General features: G+C 43.5%; 13 protein-coding genes and 1 pseudogene. 13 read left to right on the forward strand and 1 reads right to left on the reverse strand.

What is annotated here, in order from left to right:
* Nucleotides 1-4 precede the first annotated feature (4 nt).
* Nucleotides 5-1,747 carry an Rqc2 family fibronectin-binding protein gene (locus tag QZZ35_RS05345; protein ID WP_291236464.1) on the reverse strand — a complete coding sequence of 581 codons (1,743 nt, stop codon included), beginning with the start codon at nucleotides 1,745-1,747 and terminating at the stop codon, nucleotides 5-7.
* A 196-nt stretch (nucleotides 1,748-1,943) separates the two neighbouring features.
* On the opposite strand from QZZ35_RS05345, the gene QZZ35_RS05350 reads away from it, so the two are divergent.
* From QZZ35_RS05350 to pknB, 13 genes and pseudogenes are all read left to right on the forward strand, one after another.
* Nucleotides 1,944-2,822 (forward strand): YicC/YloC family endoribonuclease, encoded by an 879-nt coding sequence (locus QZZ35_RS05350; protein ID WP_291236465.1) that lies wholly within the window; start codon nucleotides 1,944-1,946, stop codon nucleotides 2,820-2,822.
* 21 nt (nucleotides 2,823-2,843) lie between these two features.
* Nucleotides 2,844-3,110 (forward strand): DUF370 domain-containing protein, encoded by a 267-nt coding sequence (locus QZZ35_RS05355; protein ID WP_291233818.1) that lies wholly within the window; start codon nucleotides 2,844-2,846, stop codon nucleotides 3,108-3,110.
* Nucleotides 3,103-3,747: a guanylate kinase gene (gmk, locus tag QZZ35_RS05360; RefSeq protein ID WP_291236466.1), complete on the forward strand. Its 645-nt coding sequence runs from the start codon at nucleotides 3,103-3,105 to the stop codon at nucleotides 3,745-3,747. The genes QZZ35_RS05355 and gmk overlap by 8 nt, the downstream gene beginning before the upstream one ends.
* 3 nt (nucleotides 3,748-3,750) lie before the next feature.
* Nucleotides 3,751-3,996: pseudogene (gene rpoZ / locus QZZ35_RS05365) on the forward strand (DNA-directed RNA polymerase subunit omega); the annotation flags it as partial.
* A 196-nt stretch (nucleotides 3,997-4,192) separates the two neighbouring features.
* Nucleotides 4,193-5,296 (forward strand): RNA polymerase sigma factor RpoD, encoded by a 1,104-nt coding sequence (gene rpoD / locus QZZ35_RS05370; protein ID WP_291236467.1) that lies wholly within the window; start codon nucleotides 4,193-4,195, stop codon nucleotides 5,294-5,296.
* A 95-nt stretch (nucleotides 5,297-5,391) separates the two neighbouring features.
* The gene (priA, locus tag QZZ35_RS05375; RefSeq protein ID WP_291236468.1) at nucleotides 5,392-7,617 is read left to right on the forward strand and encodes a replication restart helicase PriA; all 2,226 of its coding nucleotides are present in this window, start codon (nucleotides 5,392-5,394) and stop codon (nucleotides 7,615-7,617) included.
* A gap of 15 nt (nucleotides 7,618-7,632) precedes the next feature.
* Nucleotides 7,633-8,106: a peptide deformylase gene (def, locus tag QZZ35_RS05380; protein ID WP_291236469.1), complete on the forward strand. Its 474-nt coding sequence runs from the start codon at nucleotides 7,633-7,635 to the stop codon at nucleotides 8,104-8,106.
* 2 nt (nucleotides 8,107-8,108) lie between these two features.
* Nucleotides 8,109-9,044 (forward strand): methionyl-tRNA formyltransferase, encoded by a 936-nt coding sequence (fmt, locus tag QZZ35_RS05385; protein WP_291236470.1) that lies wholly within the window; start codon nucleotides 8,109-8,111, stop codon nucleotides 9,042-9,044.
* Nucleotides 9,045-9,049: 5 nt separating this feature from the next.
* Complete coding sequence (locus QZZ35_RS05390) at nucleotides 9,050-9,766, forward strand: zinc metallopeptidase (RefSeq protein ID WP_291236471.1); 717 nt, start codon at nucleotides 9,050-9,052, stop codon at nucleotides 9,764-9,766.
* Nucleotides 9,759-11,096 (forward strand): 16S rRNA (cytosine(967)-C(5))-methyltransferase RsmB, encoded by a 1,338-nt coding sequence (gene rsmB / locus QZZ35_RS05395; protein ID WP_291236472.1) that lies wholly within the window; start codon nucleotides 9,759-9,761, stop codon nucleotides 11,094-11,096. The genes QZZ35_RS05390 and rsmB overlap by 8 nt, the downstream gene beginning before the upstream one ends.
* Entirely contained in the window at nucleotides 11,096-12,151 is a 1,056-nt protein-coding gene (gene rlmN / locus QZZ35_RS05400) for a 23S rRNA (adenine(2503)-C(2))-methyltransferase RlmN (protein WP_291236473.1), read from the forward strand. Before rsmB ends, rlmN begins: the two co-directional genes overlap by 1 nt.
* 1 nt (nucleotide 12,152) lies before the next feature.
* A complete protein-coding gene (locus QZZ35_RS05405) occupies nucleotides 12,153-12,887 on the forward strand; it encodes a Stp1/IreP family PP2C-type Ser/Thr phosphatase (RefSeq protein WP_291236474.1) in 735 nt (244 codons plus the stop codon).
* Nucleotides 12,887-14,424, forward strand: a 1,538-nt coding sequence (pknB, locus tag QZZ35_RS05410; RefSeq protein ID WP_291236475.1) for a Stk1 family PASTA domain-containing Ser/Thr kinase, incomplete at its 3' end; no start/stop codon positions are given. The genes QZZ35_RS05405 and pknB, both read left to right, overlap by 1 nt.

Below are 14,424 nucleotides of genomic sequence, written 5' to 3' on the forward strand. Positions count from 1 at the left end.
TTCGTTACTCTTGTTTAATATTCGAAATATCCGGCTCGATCATCATGGAATAATTTGTATGGTAGATGACAAATCCGGGTTTTCCTGAATTTGCTTTTTTTACGTGTTTGCGCTGAATATAATCGATTTCAACTTTTTCGCTTTTTCTGTTTTTTGAGTAGAAGGCCGCAAGGCGTGCAGCTTCTTCGAAGGTTGCATCCGGAAGCTCATCACCGTTTGTTTTGACAATGACATGAGAACCGGGGATACCTTTGGAATGGAACCACCAGTCACCGCCGTTGGCAAATTTAAAGGTAAGTTCTTCATTCTGGAGATTATTCTTGCCTACATACATGTGATAACCGTCCGACGAGATATAGTGCAGAGGCTTGCTTGTGAGCTTCTGTTTTTTCTGATTTTTGCCCCCGGTATGACGCTTGACATAACCGGCCTGAACAAGTTCTTCTTTAATCTGGGCGAGATCGCCTTCGGTCTGAGCAAGATCAAGAGAAGTACTGATAGAATCCAGATGTTCCATCTCTTCGCGGGTCTCCTCCGTAAGTGTTGAGAGGGCTTCAAAAGTTCTTTTTAGTTTTCCGTATCGATCAAAATATTTTTTTGAGTTTTCCTGAGGTGTGAGCTGAGGATCCAAAGGTATGGTGATTTCCTCGTTCGTATAGTAGTTAAGGCAGGTAAGGCTTTTGCTTCCTTCTTCAAGACCGTAGCCGTAGGTGTTGATCAGTTCACCGTAAATTTTATATTTTTCGCGTTTTCCGGTATCTCGCAGCTGTTTCAGCTGGAGATCATATTTTTTTCGGCTTCTGTCAAGAGCTGTACCGACCACATGACGCAGGTCATGGGATTTCTGTCGGATTCGAGTGGAAGCATTTTTTTCGGCATAGTAGGTTCTTAAAATATCGGATACGGAATCAAAATCTTTTTGTTCGCAATCACCAAAGCAGGTGAGAGGAATCGAAGAAAATTCTTTTGGTTCTTTTCCCTGATAATAAATGACCGGATGAAAACGGTGTTCAGATACATCTTCCATGAGACGGGAAAAAACACCGAACAAATGGGTCTTCTCGGCGTCGGAAAGACTGCTGGTGCTCATATCCGCATCGATGGATGCACGAAAGCATATTTCAGAAGCGATCAGAGGACTTAATCCGGTAAGACTGGTATAGATCGCCTTTCCGACGGAAAGGGGTTTTGACAGGACTTTTTCAAAAAAATCCTCCATAGTTAAAGTCATAGGATTTTGCTTATCCATTGTATTCGGGATAAAATAACTGCGTCCGGGCAGGACTTCACGGACAGAGCTTACGTGAAGCGGTATATGTTTAATACTGTCGATGATGGTTCCGTCCGGATGACAGAAAATAATATTACTGTGTTTGCCCATGAGTTCGACGATCAGATGTTTTGTACATAAATCGCCCATCTCATTTAAATGTTCGATTTCAAAACGGATAATACGTTCCATATCTGGCTGGGTCACGGAAATGATCCTCCCGCCGCTGATGTGCTTACGGAGAAGCATGCAGAAATTTGGTGCGACCATTGGATTGGTTCCCGTATCTTCTGTAATATAGGCCAGAGGCAAGGAAGGGCTGGCAGAAAGAAGAAGACGGTAGTTTGAACGGTTATTCTTTATCGTTAATACGATTGCATCGTTTTCCGGCTGATATATTTTATTAATGCGGCCGTCAATGAGACGTTGGTTTAATTCCCATACGAGGCCTGCAATTACAATTCCGTCAAAAGCCATAGTAAATTTCTCCTTTATTTGGTGTGATAAATTTTAGTATAACAAAAAAGAGGAATTTATACAAGTAAGGTCGAATTAAACTATTGACGGTATTTTTTATTTGAATTATAATAAATTGATATGGTTATACAATAGCCGAATTATGGAAAGATATAACCATACATAAGATTCTTATATAAGATAGGAGAACCCCGGAATGTTGAAAAGTATGACAGGTTTCGGAAGATGCGAAATCGTTAATGAGCAGCAGAAGATAACGGTCGAGATGAAAGCGGTTAATCACCGCTATTGTGATATCAATATTAAGATGCCGAAGAAACTGAGTATTTTTGAGGCAGCGATCCGAAATCTTCTAAAAAAATATATCCAGCGCGGTAAAGTGGATGTATTTATTACTTATGAGGATTATACAGAGAATAATATGGTTCTCAGGTATAATGAGGAACTGGCGGCAGAGTATCTGAGAGTTATTCGGAAGATGAGCGAACAGTTTGGCATTGAGAATGATGTGCGTACATCCTCTCTGTCCCGTTATCCGGATGTTCTTACATTGGAAGAACAGTCTATAGATGCGGACGAACTCTGGTCCGTACTTGAAGAGGCATTGACAAAAGCATGTGAACAGTTTGTTGAGACCCGTCTCGCAGAGGGCGAAAATCTGAAGATCGATCTGGTCGGCAAGCTTGATGCCATGCTTCTTAATGTCGATTACATTGAAAAGCGTTCTCCGGAGATTCTTGCGGAACATCGTCAGCGTCTTGAAGCAAAAGTTAAGGAGCTTCTGGGTGATTCAACCATCGATGAGAGCCGTATTATAACGGAGACTACAATTTTTGCAGACAAGATATGTGTTGATGAAGAGATCGTTCGTCTGCGAAGTCATATTACAAGTACACGCACAGCTCTGATGGAGGGCGGAAGCATCGGACGCAAGCTGGATTTTATTGCTCAGGAGATGAATCGTGAGGCGAATACGATTCTTTCAAAGGCCAATGATCTTGAGGTGGCCAACAGAGCAATTAATTTAAAGACAGAAATTGAAAAAGTCCGGGAGCAGATACAAAATATTGAATGATCCTGAACAGAGGAGAGAATTTTGGGAAAGCTTATTAATATAGGATTTGGCAATGTGGTCAATGCGGGAAAAATCATTGCGATCATCAATCCGGATTCGGCACCGATCAAACGAATGATTCAGAATGCAAAGGATGCGGGAACGGCAATTGACGCAACTCAGGGACGCCGCACCAAATCGGTGATTGTTATGGAAAACAGTGAACTTGTTCTTTCGGCACTTCAGCCGGAAACGCTGACGAGCCGTTTTCACAATACAGTTATAGGTAAGGATGGAGAAGATGAATAATCAGAAAGGTATACTGGCAATTATTTCCGGTTTTTCCGGAGCGGGCAAAGGGACAGTTGTCAAAAAAATATTGGAGAGCCATAATGAAGAATTTGCTCTTTCGATTTCGGCAACAACACGCAGTCCGCGGGAAGGTGAAGTAAACGGCGTGCATTATTTCTTTATGGATAAGGCCGTTTTTGAACAGAAGATCAGCGATCATCAGTTTCTTGAATATGCTCAATATGTAGACAATTATTATGGAACACCAAAAGAGTTTGTTTTTGACAAACTGAATCAGGGTGTTTCTGTTATTCTTGAAATTGAGATGCAGGGAGCCTTTAAGGTGAAGGAACAATACCCGGAAGCAGTAATGATTTTTATCACACCGCCGTCGGCGGAAGAACTTGAGTCAAGACTTCGCGGGCGCGGTACGGAGACGGAGGAAGTTATTTTATCACGTCTTGCGCGTGCTGCCGATGAGGCTTCCTATATGGAGCATTATGATTATATTGTCGTCAATGAAGATGGTAAAGTGGACGAATGTTCGGACAAGATTTATCATATCGTTGAGACAGAGAAGAAGAAGGCTGCATTCTGCGGCAGTTTCATTCGTGAACTTGCAGATGATCTTGCCAGATATAAGAAAGGAGAATGATTTATGTTACATCCATCATATTCAGATTTAATAGAAGTTGCAAACAGCGGTGTTGAAGAGGGAGAACATCCTGTTGTAAACAGTCGTTATTCCATTGTCATTGCCACAGCGAAACGTGCAAGACAGATTATTGCCGGAGCGGAACCGCTGGTTGAACACTCTGCAGGGAAAAAACCGCTTTCAATCGCTGTTGAAGAGTTATACACCGGAAAAGTAAAGATTCTCGGTGAAGATGAAGAAATCGAAGATACAACAATTGCTTTGGACGAAGAGGATGAGGCCGATGAGGCTGAAACTGTCGAGGCAGATGCAGACGAGGCCGAAGAAGAATAAATTTGAATATTTTACGATTCCTGGCGGAGTTTTTCCGATCAGGGAATCTGAAGATGAAGCATTTGTTGGAATTTAGCTGTACTGCAGAAAATTTAGATATGGGGAATTTTTTATGGAAGACAATAAATTATTGTTTGCAAAAAAACTGGAAGAACTGATCACAACTGCAAAGAAGAAAAAGAATGTGCTTGAGTATCAGGAAGTTATCGACGCATTAAGCAGTCTGGCACTGGATGCGGAGCAGAGTGAAAAAGTTTTTGATTATCTGGAAGCGAAGGGCATTGATATTCTCAGAGTCAGCAACGATGAAAGTGATTCGGATTTTCTTATTGATGATGACGATGATATTCGGGTTGATGATTCAGATTTGTCTGTTCCGGACGGCATCAATATTGAGGATCCGGTACGCCAGTATCTGAAAGAGATCGGAAATATCCAGCTTTTATCTGCTGATGAAGAAGCAGAGCTTGCAAGACGTATGGGTGAAGGTGATGAAGAAGCTAAAAAGCATCTTACGGAGGCAAACCTTCGTCTTGTTGTCAGCATTGCAAAACGCTATGTTGGCCGTGGTATGAGTTTTCTTGATCTTATTCAGGAAGGCAATATCGGCTTGATGAAGGCTGTAGACAAATTCGATTATACAAAGGGTTATAAGTTCAGCACATATGCTACCTGGTGGATTCGTCAGGCGATCACAAGAGGTCTTGCAGATTATTCACGAACCATTCGTATTCCGGTACATATGGTGGAGACAATTAATAAAACGATTCGCGTGTCCCGTAAATTACTGGCTGAATACGGACGGGAACCGACTTCAGAAGAAATTGCAAAGGTGATGGGCGTACCGGTTGAAAAGGTCGATGATATCTTAAAGATTTCAAAAGAACCTGTATCCATGGATACGCCGATCGGTGAAGAAGAAGACAGCCATCTTGGAGATTTCATTGAAGATAAATCCACACTTCAGCCGGAACAGCATGCGGCAGACGAGATGCTCAAAGAGGAGCTGGAAGTCGCACTTCAGTCATTGACTGAAAGGGAGCAGAAAGTCATTCGCCTGAGATTTGGTCTTGAAGATGGTAAGGCCAGAACACTGGAGGAAGTTGGTCAGGAATTTTCAGTTACACGTGAGAGAATCCGTCAGATTGAAGCGAAAGCTTTGCGTAAGCTTCGCCATCCTCAGAGAAGTAAAAAATTAAAAGATTTTCTTGCATAATCAAATAGAGAATTTCAGAATACCGGAGATGCCAGCTTCTATAAAGCAGGTTGTCTGCGGTATTCTTGAATTAAAAGAGAAACTGGAGGTACAGAGTGAAATATGCGGATGTAATTGTGGATATATCACTGGAAGCGCTGGACAGATCTTTTCAATATATTATACCTGAGAGATTAGAGGGGCAGGTTACTGTCGGCAGTCTGGTCATTGTCCCTTTTGGGAAGGGAAACAGGCAGGTAAAAGGGTATGTCACCGGCATTTCTGAAGAGACAGACTATTCACCGGATAAATTAAAAGAGATATCCGGTCTTCAGGAAGGCAGTATGATGGTGGAATCCCAGATGATCCGTCTGGCAGACTGGATGCATAAAGTATATGGATGTACCCGGGCGCAGGCTCTAAAGACAGTTCTGAATGTTAAACGCCGTATTCGGGGAGGCACAAAAAAAGTTTATGAACTTGCCCTGTCCAAAGAAGAAGCCATAAAGGAGATGCAGCGTCTGGCCCTTCAGCCGAGATTTGCATCAAGGGCTGCAATTCTGGCGGTAATGCTCGATGAGAAAGATCATGGATGGATTTCTGAGTCCGATATCAAAAAAAAGGTGCCTTCTGCTGAAAATGCTTTAAAGACTTTGTTAAAACACGGATGGATCCGGGTGAAAGAGGCATCGGATTACCGTACACCTTACGCGGATCTTACAGATGACAGAAAAATCGTTTTAAATGATGCCCAGCGTCATGCTGTGGATTCAATTTTAAATGATGAGCGAAGTGTCCATCTTTTATTTGGTGTTACCGGCAGCGGCAAGACAGAAGTCTATATGGAGCTTATGGATGCCTGCGTGAAATCCGGAAAGCAGGCGATTTTGCTTATACCGGAAATTTCATTAACTTATCAGAATATTGCCAGATTTCGGAGAAGATTCGGCAGCCGTGTATCGGTCATGAATTCCCGTATGTCAGAAGGAGAACGCTATGACCAGTATATTCGGGCAAAAAACGGGGAGATTGATATTATCATAGGTCCCCGGTCAGCACTCTTTGCTCCTTTTTCGAATCTGGGAATGATCATTATCGATGAAGAGCATGATACGGCTTATAAAAGTGATGTTACACCAAAATATCATGCGGTGGATGTGGCAATTTACAGAATGTCCATGAGTAAAGGCAAGGTAGTACTCGGTTCGGCTACACCTTCTGTTGTGACTTATGACCGGGCTGTCCGGGGAATCTACGGACTTCACAGACTTCCGAAACGGGCGGCGGGAAATTCTGAAATGGCCCGGACAAAAATTGTTGACCTGAGAGAAGAACTGAAACAGAAAAACTATTCTGTATTCAGCAGGGTACTTCAGGAAGAGATTGAAAAACGTCTCGATAATAAAGAACAGACACTTTTATTTTTGAACCGGAGAGGCTATGCCGGATTTATTTCATGCCGCAGCTGCGGATATGTGATCGAATGTCCTCATTGCGATGTATCCATGACATTGCATAAAAGTGAGGGGAACATTTTAAAATGTCACTATTGCGGGCAGAAGGCACCTATGCCGGATGTTTGTCCCGAGTGCGGCTCCAGATATATCGGCACCTTTGGTATGGGGACGGAGAAAGTGGTTGAGATGCTTAAGAAACGTTTTCCGTCTGCGCGGATCATGCGTGCGGACAGGGATACCTTAAGCAGGAAAAACAGTCATCTTGAAGTGTTTGGAGCTTTTGCCGAGGGAAAGGCAGATATTCTTGTGGGAACCCAGATGATCGTCAAGGGACATGATTTTCCGAATGTGACCCTGGTGGGAATTCTGGCCGCGGATATGTCCATGTTTTCCGGGGATTATTTATCCGGAGAGCGTACGTTTCAGCTGCTGACCCAGGCAGCAGGAAGAGCCGGACGGGGAAGTAAGCCGGGGCTTGCTGTCATTCAGACTTATCAGCCGGAACATTACGCAGTGACATGTGCGGCAGCGCAGGATTATGAAAGTTTTTATAAGAGAGAGATTGTGTATCGAAAAATGATGAAATATCCGCCGAAGGGGTCGCTGATGGCTGTTATTATGGAGCATGAAGATAAGATAAGGGTGGAAGAGGCCGCAAAGATTTTATCAGAGATGATGAAAATTGAGGATGTTCAGGTGCTGCCGCCGGCAGATGGCTTCCGGGCGAAAGAAAAAGACCGTTATCGAAAGATTATATATATTAAAGGAACCAATGTAAATGGATTGATCGCATGCCGGGAGAAAGCCCAGCAGGTCATGAGAGAAGATACATTTTTTGATAAGATCAATGTACAGTTTGACATCAATCCAATGAATTTATACTAAAATGGAGGAACGAATATGGCACTCAGAAAATTAAGATACGAAGGGGATCCGGTATTAAATAAAGTTGCAAAAGAGGTAAAGGAACTGACACCGAGAACAAAAGATCTGATCGGAGATATGATTGAAACAATGTATCACGAGAACGGCGTCGGCCTTGCAGCACCTCAGGTGGGAATTTTAAAGCGTATCTGCGTGATCGATGTGGGTGAAGGACCTTATGTGTTTATTAATCCGGAAATCATTGAATCAAGCGGTGAGCAGACAGGCGATGAGGGGTGCTTGAGCGTACCGGGAAAATCGGGAGTTGTGACACGTCCGAATTATGTAAAAGCGCGGGCTTATGATGCGGACATGAAACCTTTTGAAGTGGAAGGTGCAGGACTTTTTGCAAGAGCTATGTGTCATGAATTTGACCATTTGGACGGACATCTCTATGTGGAAAAGGTTGAAGGTGAACTTCAGGATGTTGTTTATGAAGAAGGTGAATAAAGATGAGAGTTGTGTTTATGGGAACACCGGATTTTTCCGTGCCCACATTAGAAAAAATTATTGAAGCCGGACATGAGGTCATCGGTGTTGTTACACAGCCGGATAAAGCGAAGGGACGGGGAAAGAAAGTGCTTTTTCCCCCGGTTAAAGAAACGGCACTGGCACATGATCTTCCGGTATATCAGCCAAGACGGGCAAGAGATCCGGAATTTATTGAGGAAATGAAAGCTTTAAATCCGGATGTGATGGTTGTTGTGGCTTTTGGGCAGATTTTGCCGAAGGCTATTTTAGATATTCCAAAATATGGGTGTATTAATGTACACGCTTCGCTGCTTCCGAAATACAGAGGCGCGGCTCCGATCCAGTGGGCAGTCATTCGCGGTGAAAAAGTAAGCGGTGTGACAACAATGCAGATGGATGTGGGACTGGATACAGGTGATATGCTTCTTAAGAAAGAAGTTCTTCTGGATGAAGAAGAGACAGGCGGAAGTCTTCATGATAAACTCAGTACGCTTGGAGGGGATCTTCTTATTGAAACACTGAAGAAAATCGAAGCAGGTGACATTCATCCGGAGAAACAGGATGACAGTCAGGCCGGAGAATATGCCCGGATGCTGGATAAAAATCTGGGAAGAATTGATTTTTCAATGCCGGCAGTGGAAATCGAGCGTCTGATTCGCGGATTAAATCCGTGGCCGAGTGCATTTACGTCTTATAACGGGAAAACGATGAAATTGTGGAAAGCAAAGGCAGATAATTGTGGACAGGGCGTTCCGGGACAGGTTATTCATGTGGATAAAAACAGCTTCACTGTTCAGACCGGCCAGGGAACCCTTCAGATACTTGAACTTCAGATGGAAGGAAAGAAACGGATGGATGCGGGGGCATTTCTCCGCGGATGCCCGTTAGAAACGGGCACAATGCTTGGACAGGAGTGATTTTTATGTATGGTATGTATTATCCGGGATTTTATTTTGATCCTACCTATATTTTAATTGCTATCGGTGCCTTGATCTCAATGTGGGCATCCGCAAAGGTAAAATCAACATTTGCAAGATATGACAGAGTACAGAATCTTCGGGGCATCACCGGTGCCCAGGCTGCAGAGATGATTTTGCATAATGCAGGTATTTTTGATGTAAGTATTCAGAGGATCTCGGGAAATCTGACGGATCACTATGATCCGTCCAATAAGATCCTTCGATTGTCAGACAGTGTTTACGGAAAAAGAAGTGTGGCTGCTGTCGGTGTGGCTGCCCATGAATGCGGACATGCGATCCAGCATCAGCAGGGATATGCGCCGCTTCAGCTTCGGTCCATGCTTGTGCCAATCTGTAATTTCGGCGGAACGATCAGCTGGCCGCTGATTATTCTCGGCGTGTTCCTTGGATGGAATGAGACATTGATCCGCGTCGGTATTCTTTTGTTTTTTGCAGTTGTTTTATTTCAGCTTGTCACACTGCCTGTAGAATTTAATGCTTCTTCGAGAGCTTTACAGATTTTGTCTTCAACAGGGATTTTGCACGGTGAAGAAAATGACGGTGCAAAAAAAGTTCTCGGAGCAGCGGCACTGACCTATGTTGCCGGGGCAGCAGCATCGATCCTGCAGATGTTAAGACTGATTATATTATTTGGAGGACGGGGACGCCGTAATGACTAATTCAGAAAATTTAAGAGATATTGTATGTGATGTTCTTCTGGATATTGAAAAGAATCAGACCCCATCTCATGTGGCAATTCGCAGGATGCTTGAAAAATATCAGTATCTGGAAGGAAGAGACCGGCATTTTATCAGTCGGGTGACAAAAGGAACGCTGGAACGCCGGATCAGTCTGGACTGGATCATCAATGAATTTTCCAGCGTAAAGGTCAAAAAAATGAAACCGGTCATCCGCACAGTGCTGCGTATGTCGGTGTATCAGCTTAAATATATGGATAACATTCCTTCTTCCGCAGTATGCAACGAGGCGGTAAAACTCGTAAAGAAGAGAGGATTCAAATCGCTTGCCGGTTTTGTCAACGGAATTCTTCGCAATATGGTGAGACATCCCGAAAAGATGGAACTTCCGGAAAATCAGATGGGAATTTTCTATTCCCAGCCGGAGTGGCTTGTCAGTTACTGGTCTGAAATCTACGGAGAGGGCAGGACAAGGGAGATGTTCGGTTATTTTCTGAAAGATCAGCCTTTGACCGTCCGAGTATGCACGAACAAGGTGTCGCCGGAGCAATTTAAAACGAAGATGGAGGAACAGGGGGTATCTGCTCTCCAAAATCCATGGGTAGAATCCGCTTTTGAATTGAAAGGTTTCGACTATCTTGGAGCACTGAAAGCTTTCCGGGAAGGCGAGTGCACGGTTCAGGATGTAAGTTCCATGCTGGTGGCAAAGGCGGCAGATATAAAGCCTTCATATAAAGTGATTGATGTCTGTGCCGCACCGGGAGGAAAAAGTATACAGATCAGTGAATTGCTGGGAGAAGACGGACAGATTATTGCGAGAGATCTGACGCCTTTAAAGGTGGAGATGATTGAAGAAAATATCCGGCGCATGGGGGCAGAACATATTGAGGCCCAGTGCCGGGATGCTCTTGTTTTTGTTCCAGAAGATGAGAAAACTGCGGATGTGGTCATCGCGGATCTTCCATGCTCAGGACTGGGCGTGATCGGGCGAAAGGCTGATATTAAATACCGTGTGGAAAGAAACGATCTTAACCAGCTGGCACACCTTCAGCGTGATATTCTAAAAGTGGTATCCGCTTATGTTAAGCCGGGGGGATGCCTGATTTACAGCACATGTACTGTGAGTCAGGAAGAAAATGTGGAAAATGTAAAATGGTTTTCGGAGAATTTTCCTTTTGAACCGGAAAGTCTCCATGGACTGTTGCCGGATGGACTGGGATCAGATACGCTGAAACAGGGGTATATTCAGATATTGCCGGGAGAATACGGCACAGATGGATTTTTTATTGCCCGTTTTCGGAGGAAGCAATAATGGAAAAAAAAGATATCCGATCAATGACACCTGAGGAACTGGAAGCCTTTGTTGTCAATGACTTAAAAGATAAGAAATTTCGGGCACGCCAGATTTATGACTGGATGCATGTAAAGTGTGTGCAGAATTTTGATGAGATGACAAATTTGTCAAAAGTTCTGAGACAGAAACTTTCGGAAAATGCCACACTCTGCCCGGTAGAAAAGGCGGATTGCCTTATTTCGCAAATTGACGGCACACGAAAATATCTTTTTCGTATGGAAGACGGAAGTATTATCGAGAGTGTTCTGATGAAATATAAACATGGAAATTCTGTATGCATTTCTTCTCAGGTAGGATGCCGCATGGGGTGTCGTTTTTGTGCCTCCACACTTCTGGGACTTGAGAGAAATCTGAATACTTCTGAGATGCTCGGGCAGATTTATGCGATTCAGCGAGATACCGGTGAGCGTGTATCCAATGTGGTCATTATGGGGACCGGAGAACCGTTGGACAATTATGATGCGGTTGTACGTTTTATCCGAATGATATCGGATGAAAAGGGGCTGAATATCAGTCAGAGAAATATTACCCTTTCTACCTGTGGTATTGTTCCAAAGATTTATCAATTGGCCGATGAGCATCTTCAGATAACACTGGCGATATCACTGCACGCATCCGATAATGAAAAAAGAAAATCAATGATGCCTATAGCAAATAAATATGATATGGACACATTGCTTGAAGCATGCCGCTATTATTATGAAACAAACGGAAGACGTCTGACCTTTGAGTACAGCCTTGCAAGAGGCGTCAATGATTCACCGGAAGATGCCAGAGCACTGGCAAAGCTTTTGAAAGGATTTATGTGGCATGTCAATCTTATTCCGATCAATCCTGTAGAAGAGCGGTCTTATGTCCAATCTGACAGAAAATCCATTGTTAATTTTAAAAATAGCCTTGAAAAATATGGCGGAAATGTTACTATAAGAAGAGAAATGGGTCGGGATATACAGGCAGCCTGTGGGCAGTTACGCCGCAGATATATGACTCAGATCGGAGAAAAGGAGGTATAGAATGCGGGTATTTGGAAAAACAGACGTAGGTCTGGTTCGAAAAGTAAACCAGGATTTTATTTATTTTTCGCAGGTACCGATTGGCGGTTTTCCGAATCTGTTTATTGTGGCAGATGGCATGGGCGGCCATAATGCAGGAGATTTTGCATCCCGATATGCTGTGGAAAGTTTTCTTGAGTATGTACGCGCTTCAAAACAGGAAGCCCTGATCCGGATCGTCGATGAGGGCATTAAATATGCCAATAAAAAAATTATTAAAAAGGCATTGGAAGATCCTTCTCTGAGAGGAATGGGAACGACGATGGTCGTTGCTTATATTGAGGATGATCAGCTTTTTGTAGCGAATGTGGGGGACAGCAGACTGTATCTGATGGACGACAGTGTGCATCAGGTGACAGAAGACCATTCATTTGTGGCAACGCTTGTCCGCGCCGGTGAATTAACACCTGAGCAGGCAAGAAATCATCCGGATAAGAATATTATTACCCGGGCTGTCGGTGCGTCTGAAGATATAAAAGTTGATTTCTTTGAGGTCGATCTTGAAAGGGGAGATCGCATTCTCATGTGTTCAGACGGACTGTCCAATATGGTTGAGGATGATATGTTATACGATATTATAAAGAATACATATATTTGTGATGTGGTGGATGAATTGATTGATGAAGCCAAGAACAATGGAGGTTCTGATAATATTGCAGTGATAGTTATTGACCCTTATGATGTGGAGGTGAATTGATGTTAACATCAGGGACAATTTTGGCAGGAAGATATGAGATTGTCGGCAGAATCGGTGCCGGCGGTATGTCCAATGTCTATAAAGCAAAAGACCAGAAGTTAAACCGGTTTGTTGCTATAAAGGTATTAAAACCGGAGTACAGTGCAGATGCAATGTTTGTAAAGAAATTTCGTGTGGAAGCCCAGTCTGCGGCAGGACTTTCTCATCCGAATATTGTAAATGTTTATGATGTCGGAGAAGAAAACGGAATTCATTTTATTGTTATGGAGCTGGTTCAGGGAATCACTCTGAAACATTATATTGAGAGAAAAGGTCATCTGGATATTCGGGAGGTACTTAATATTTCTGTTCAGATTGCTTCCGGTATGGGAGCAGCACATGCAAACAGAATTATTCACAGAGATATTAAACCTCAAAACGTTATTATGTCCAGAGACGGTAAGGTAAAAGTCACAGACTTTGGCATTGCAAAAGCTGCCGATTCAACAACAGTGACAACGAACGCAGCAGGATCCGTTCATTACATTTCACCGGAACAGGCCAGAGGCGGTTACAGTGATGAGAAGAGTGATATTTATTCACTCGGTATCACCATGTATGAGATGGTGACAGGACGGGTACCTTATGACGGTGAGAATAATGTGGCAGTAGCACTTCAGCATATTCAGGGCAACATGACACCGCCGCGTCAGATCAATCCGGATATTCCGCGAAGTGTGGAACGGATTATTATGAAATGTACTCAGAAAAAGCCGGATCTCAGATATGGTTCTGCGAAAGAACTGATCATGGACCTTCGAAGAGCACTGGTAGAGCCGGATGGAAGTTATGTTGTGATCGGTCCGGCCGCTATGAATAATAATCTGGCAGATGGTGTGGGCGACAGCACAACGGTTGTTATGGATGAAGAGGATATTGAAAAACTTCGTCAGGCATCTTTAAAGAAAGATACATCTGAAAAGCGACGTTCTCAGCGTATAAGTCCAGAAGAACGTCGGCGCCGTCAGCTTGAAGAAGAGCGCAGAGAATATGAAGAATATGATAATCATCATGAACGTAAAAAGGCAAAAAAACCGGTACCTGTTGTTCAGCCGGAAGAGGAATATGATGACGAGAGTGATGATGTGAATCCGGCACTGGACAAGACGATGATGATTTTCGGAATCGTCGGTGCGGTGATTATTGCTATTGTAATTTTCTTTATTATCGGACGCGCAGGCGGACTCTTTGGCGGCGGAACATCAAACTCAAAGGCAACGAAGAGTACAGAAAGTTCATCGGTCATCAACACAGAAAGCTCTCAGGTGGATGCACCGGACTGCGAAGGAAGGACACAGGAAGAAGCCATTGAACTTCTTGAAAAAGCAGGACTTAAGTATAAGATCACGGAAAAAGAAGACAGCAGTGTGAAGGCAGGCAATGTTATCAGTCAGAAACCGGCAGCCGGAACGAAGATGGATAAAGGTACGATTGTGACACTGACCATCAGTAAGGGTGTAGAGATGGAAGATATGCCGGATGTTACAGGTATGTCTCT

This window comes from Frisingicoccus sp., assembly GCA_016298055.1.
GTDB lineage: Bacteria > Bacillota > Clostridia > Lachnospirales > Lachnospiraceae > Frisingicoccus.

What these genes read in the sequence shown, in the direction of transcription:
- QZZ35_RS05345 (WP_291236464.1), bottom strand. Translation starts at nt 1,747, where the DNA reads ATGGCTTTTGACGGAATTGTAATTGCAGGCCTCGTATGGGAATTAAAC.
- QZZ35_RS05350 (WP_291236465.1), top strand. Translation starts at nt 1,944, where the DNA reads ATGTTGAAAAGTATGACAGGTTTCGGAAGATGCGAAATCGTTAATGAG.
- gmk (WP_291236466.1), top strand. Translation starts at nt 3,103, where the DNA reads ATGAATAATCAGAAAGGTATACTGGCAATTATTTCCGGTTTTTCCGGA.
- rpoD (WP_291236467.1), top strand. Translation starts at nt 4,193, where the DNA reads ATGGAAGACAATAAATTATTGTTTGCAAAAAAACTGGAAGAACTGATC.
- def (WP_291236469.1), top strand. Translation starts at nt 7,633, where the DNA reads ATGGCACTCAGAAAATTAAGATACGAAGGGGATCCGGTATTAAATAAA.
- fmt (WP_291236470.1), top strand. Translation starts at nt 8,109, where the DNA reads ATGAGAGTTGTGTTTATGGGAACACCGGATTTTTCCGTGCCCACATTA.
- QZZ35_RS05390 (WP_291236471.1), top strand. Translation starts at nt 9,050, where the DNA reads ATGTATGGTATGTATTATCCGGGATTTTATTTTGATCCTACCTATATT.
- rsmB (WP_291236472.1), top strand. Translation starts at nt 9,759, where the DNA reads ATGACTAATTCAGAAAATTTAAGAGATATTGTATGTGATGTTCTTCTG.
- rlmN (WP_291236473.1), top strand. Translation starts at nt 11,096, where the DNA reads ATGGAAAAAAAAGATATCCGATCAATGACACCTGAGGAACTGGAAGCC.
- QZZ35_RS05405 (WP_291236474.1), top strand. Translation starts at nt 12,153, where the DNA reads ATGCGGGTATTTGGAAAAACAGACGTAGGTCTGGTTCGAAAAGTAAAC.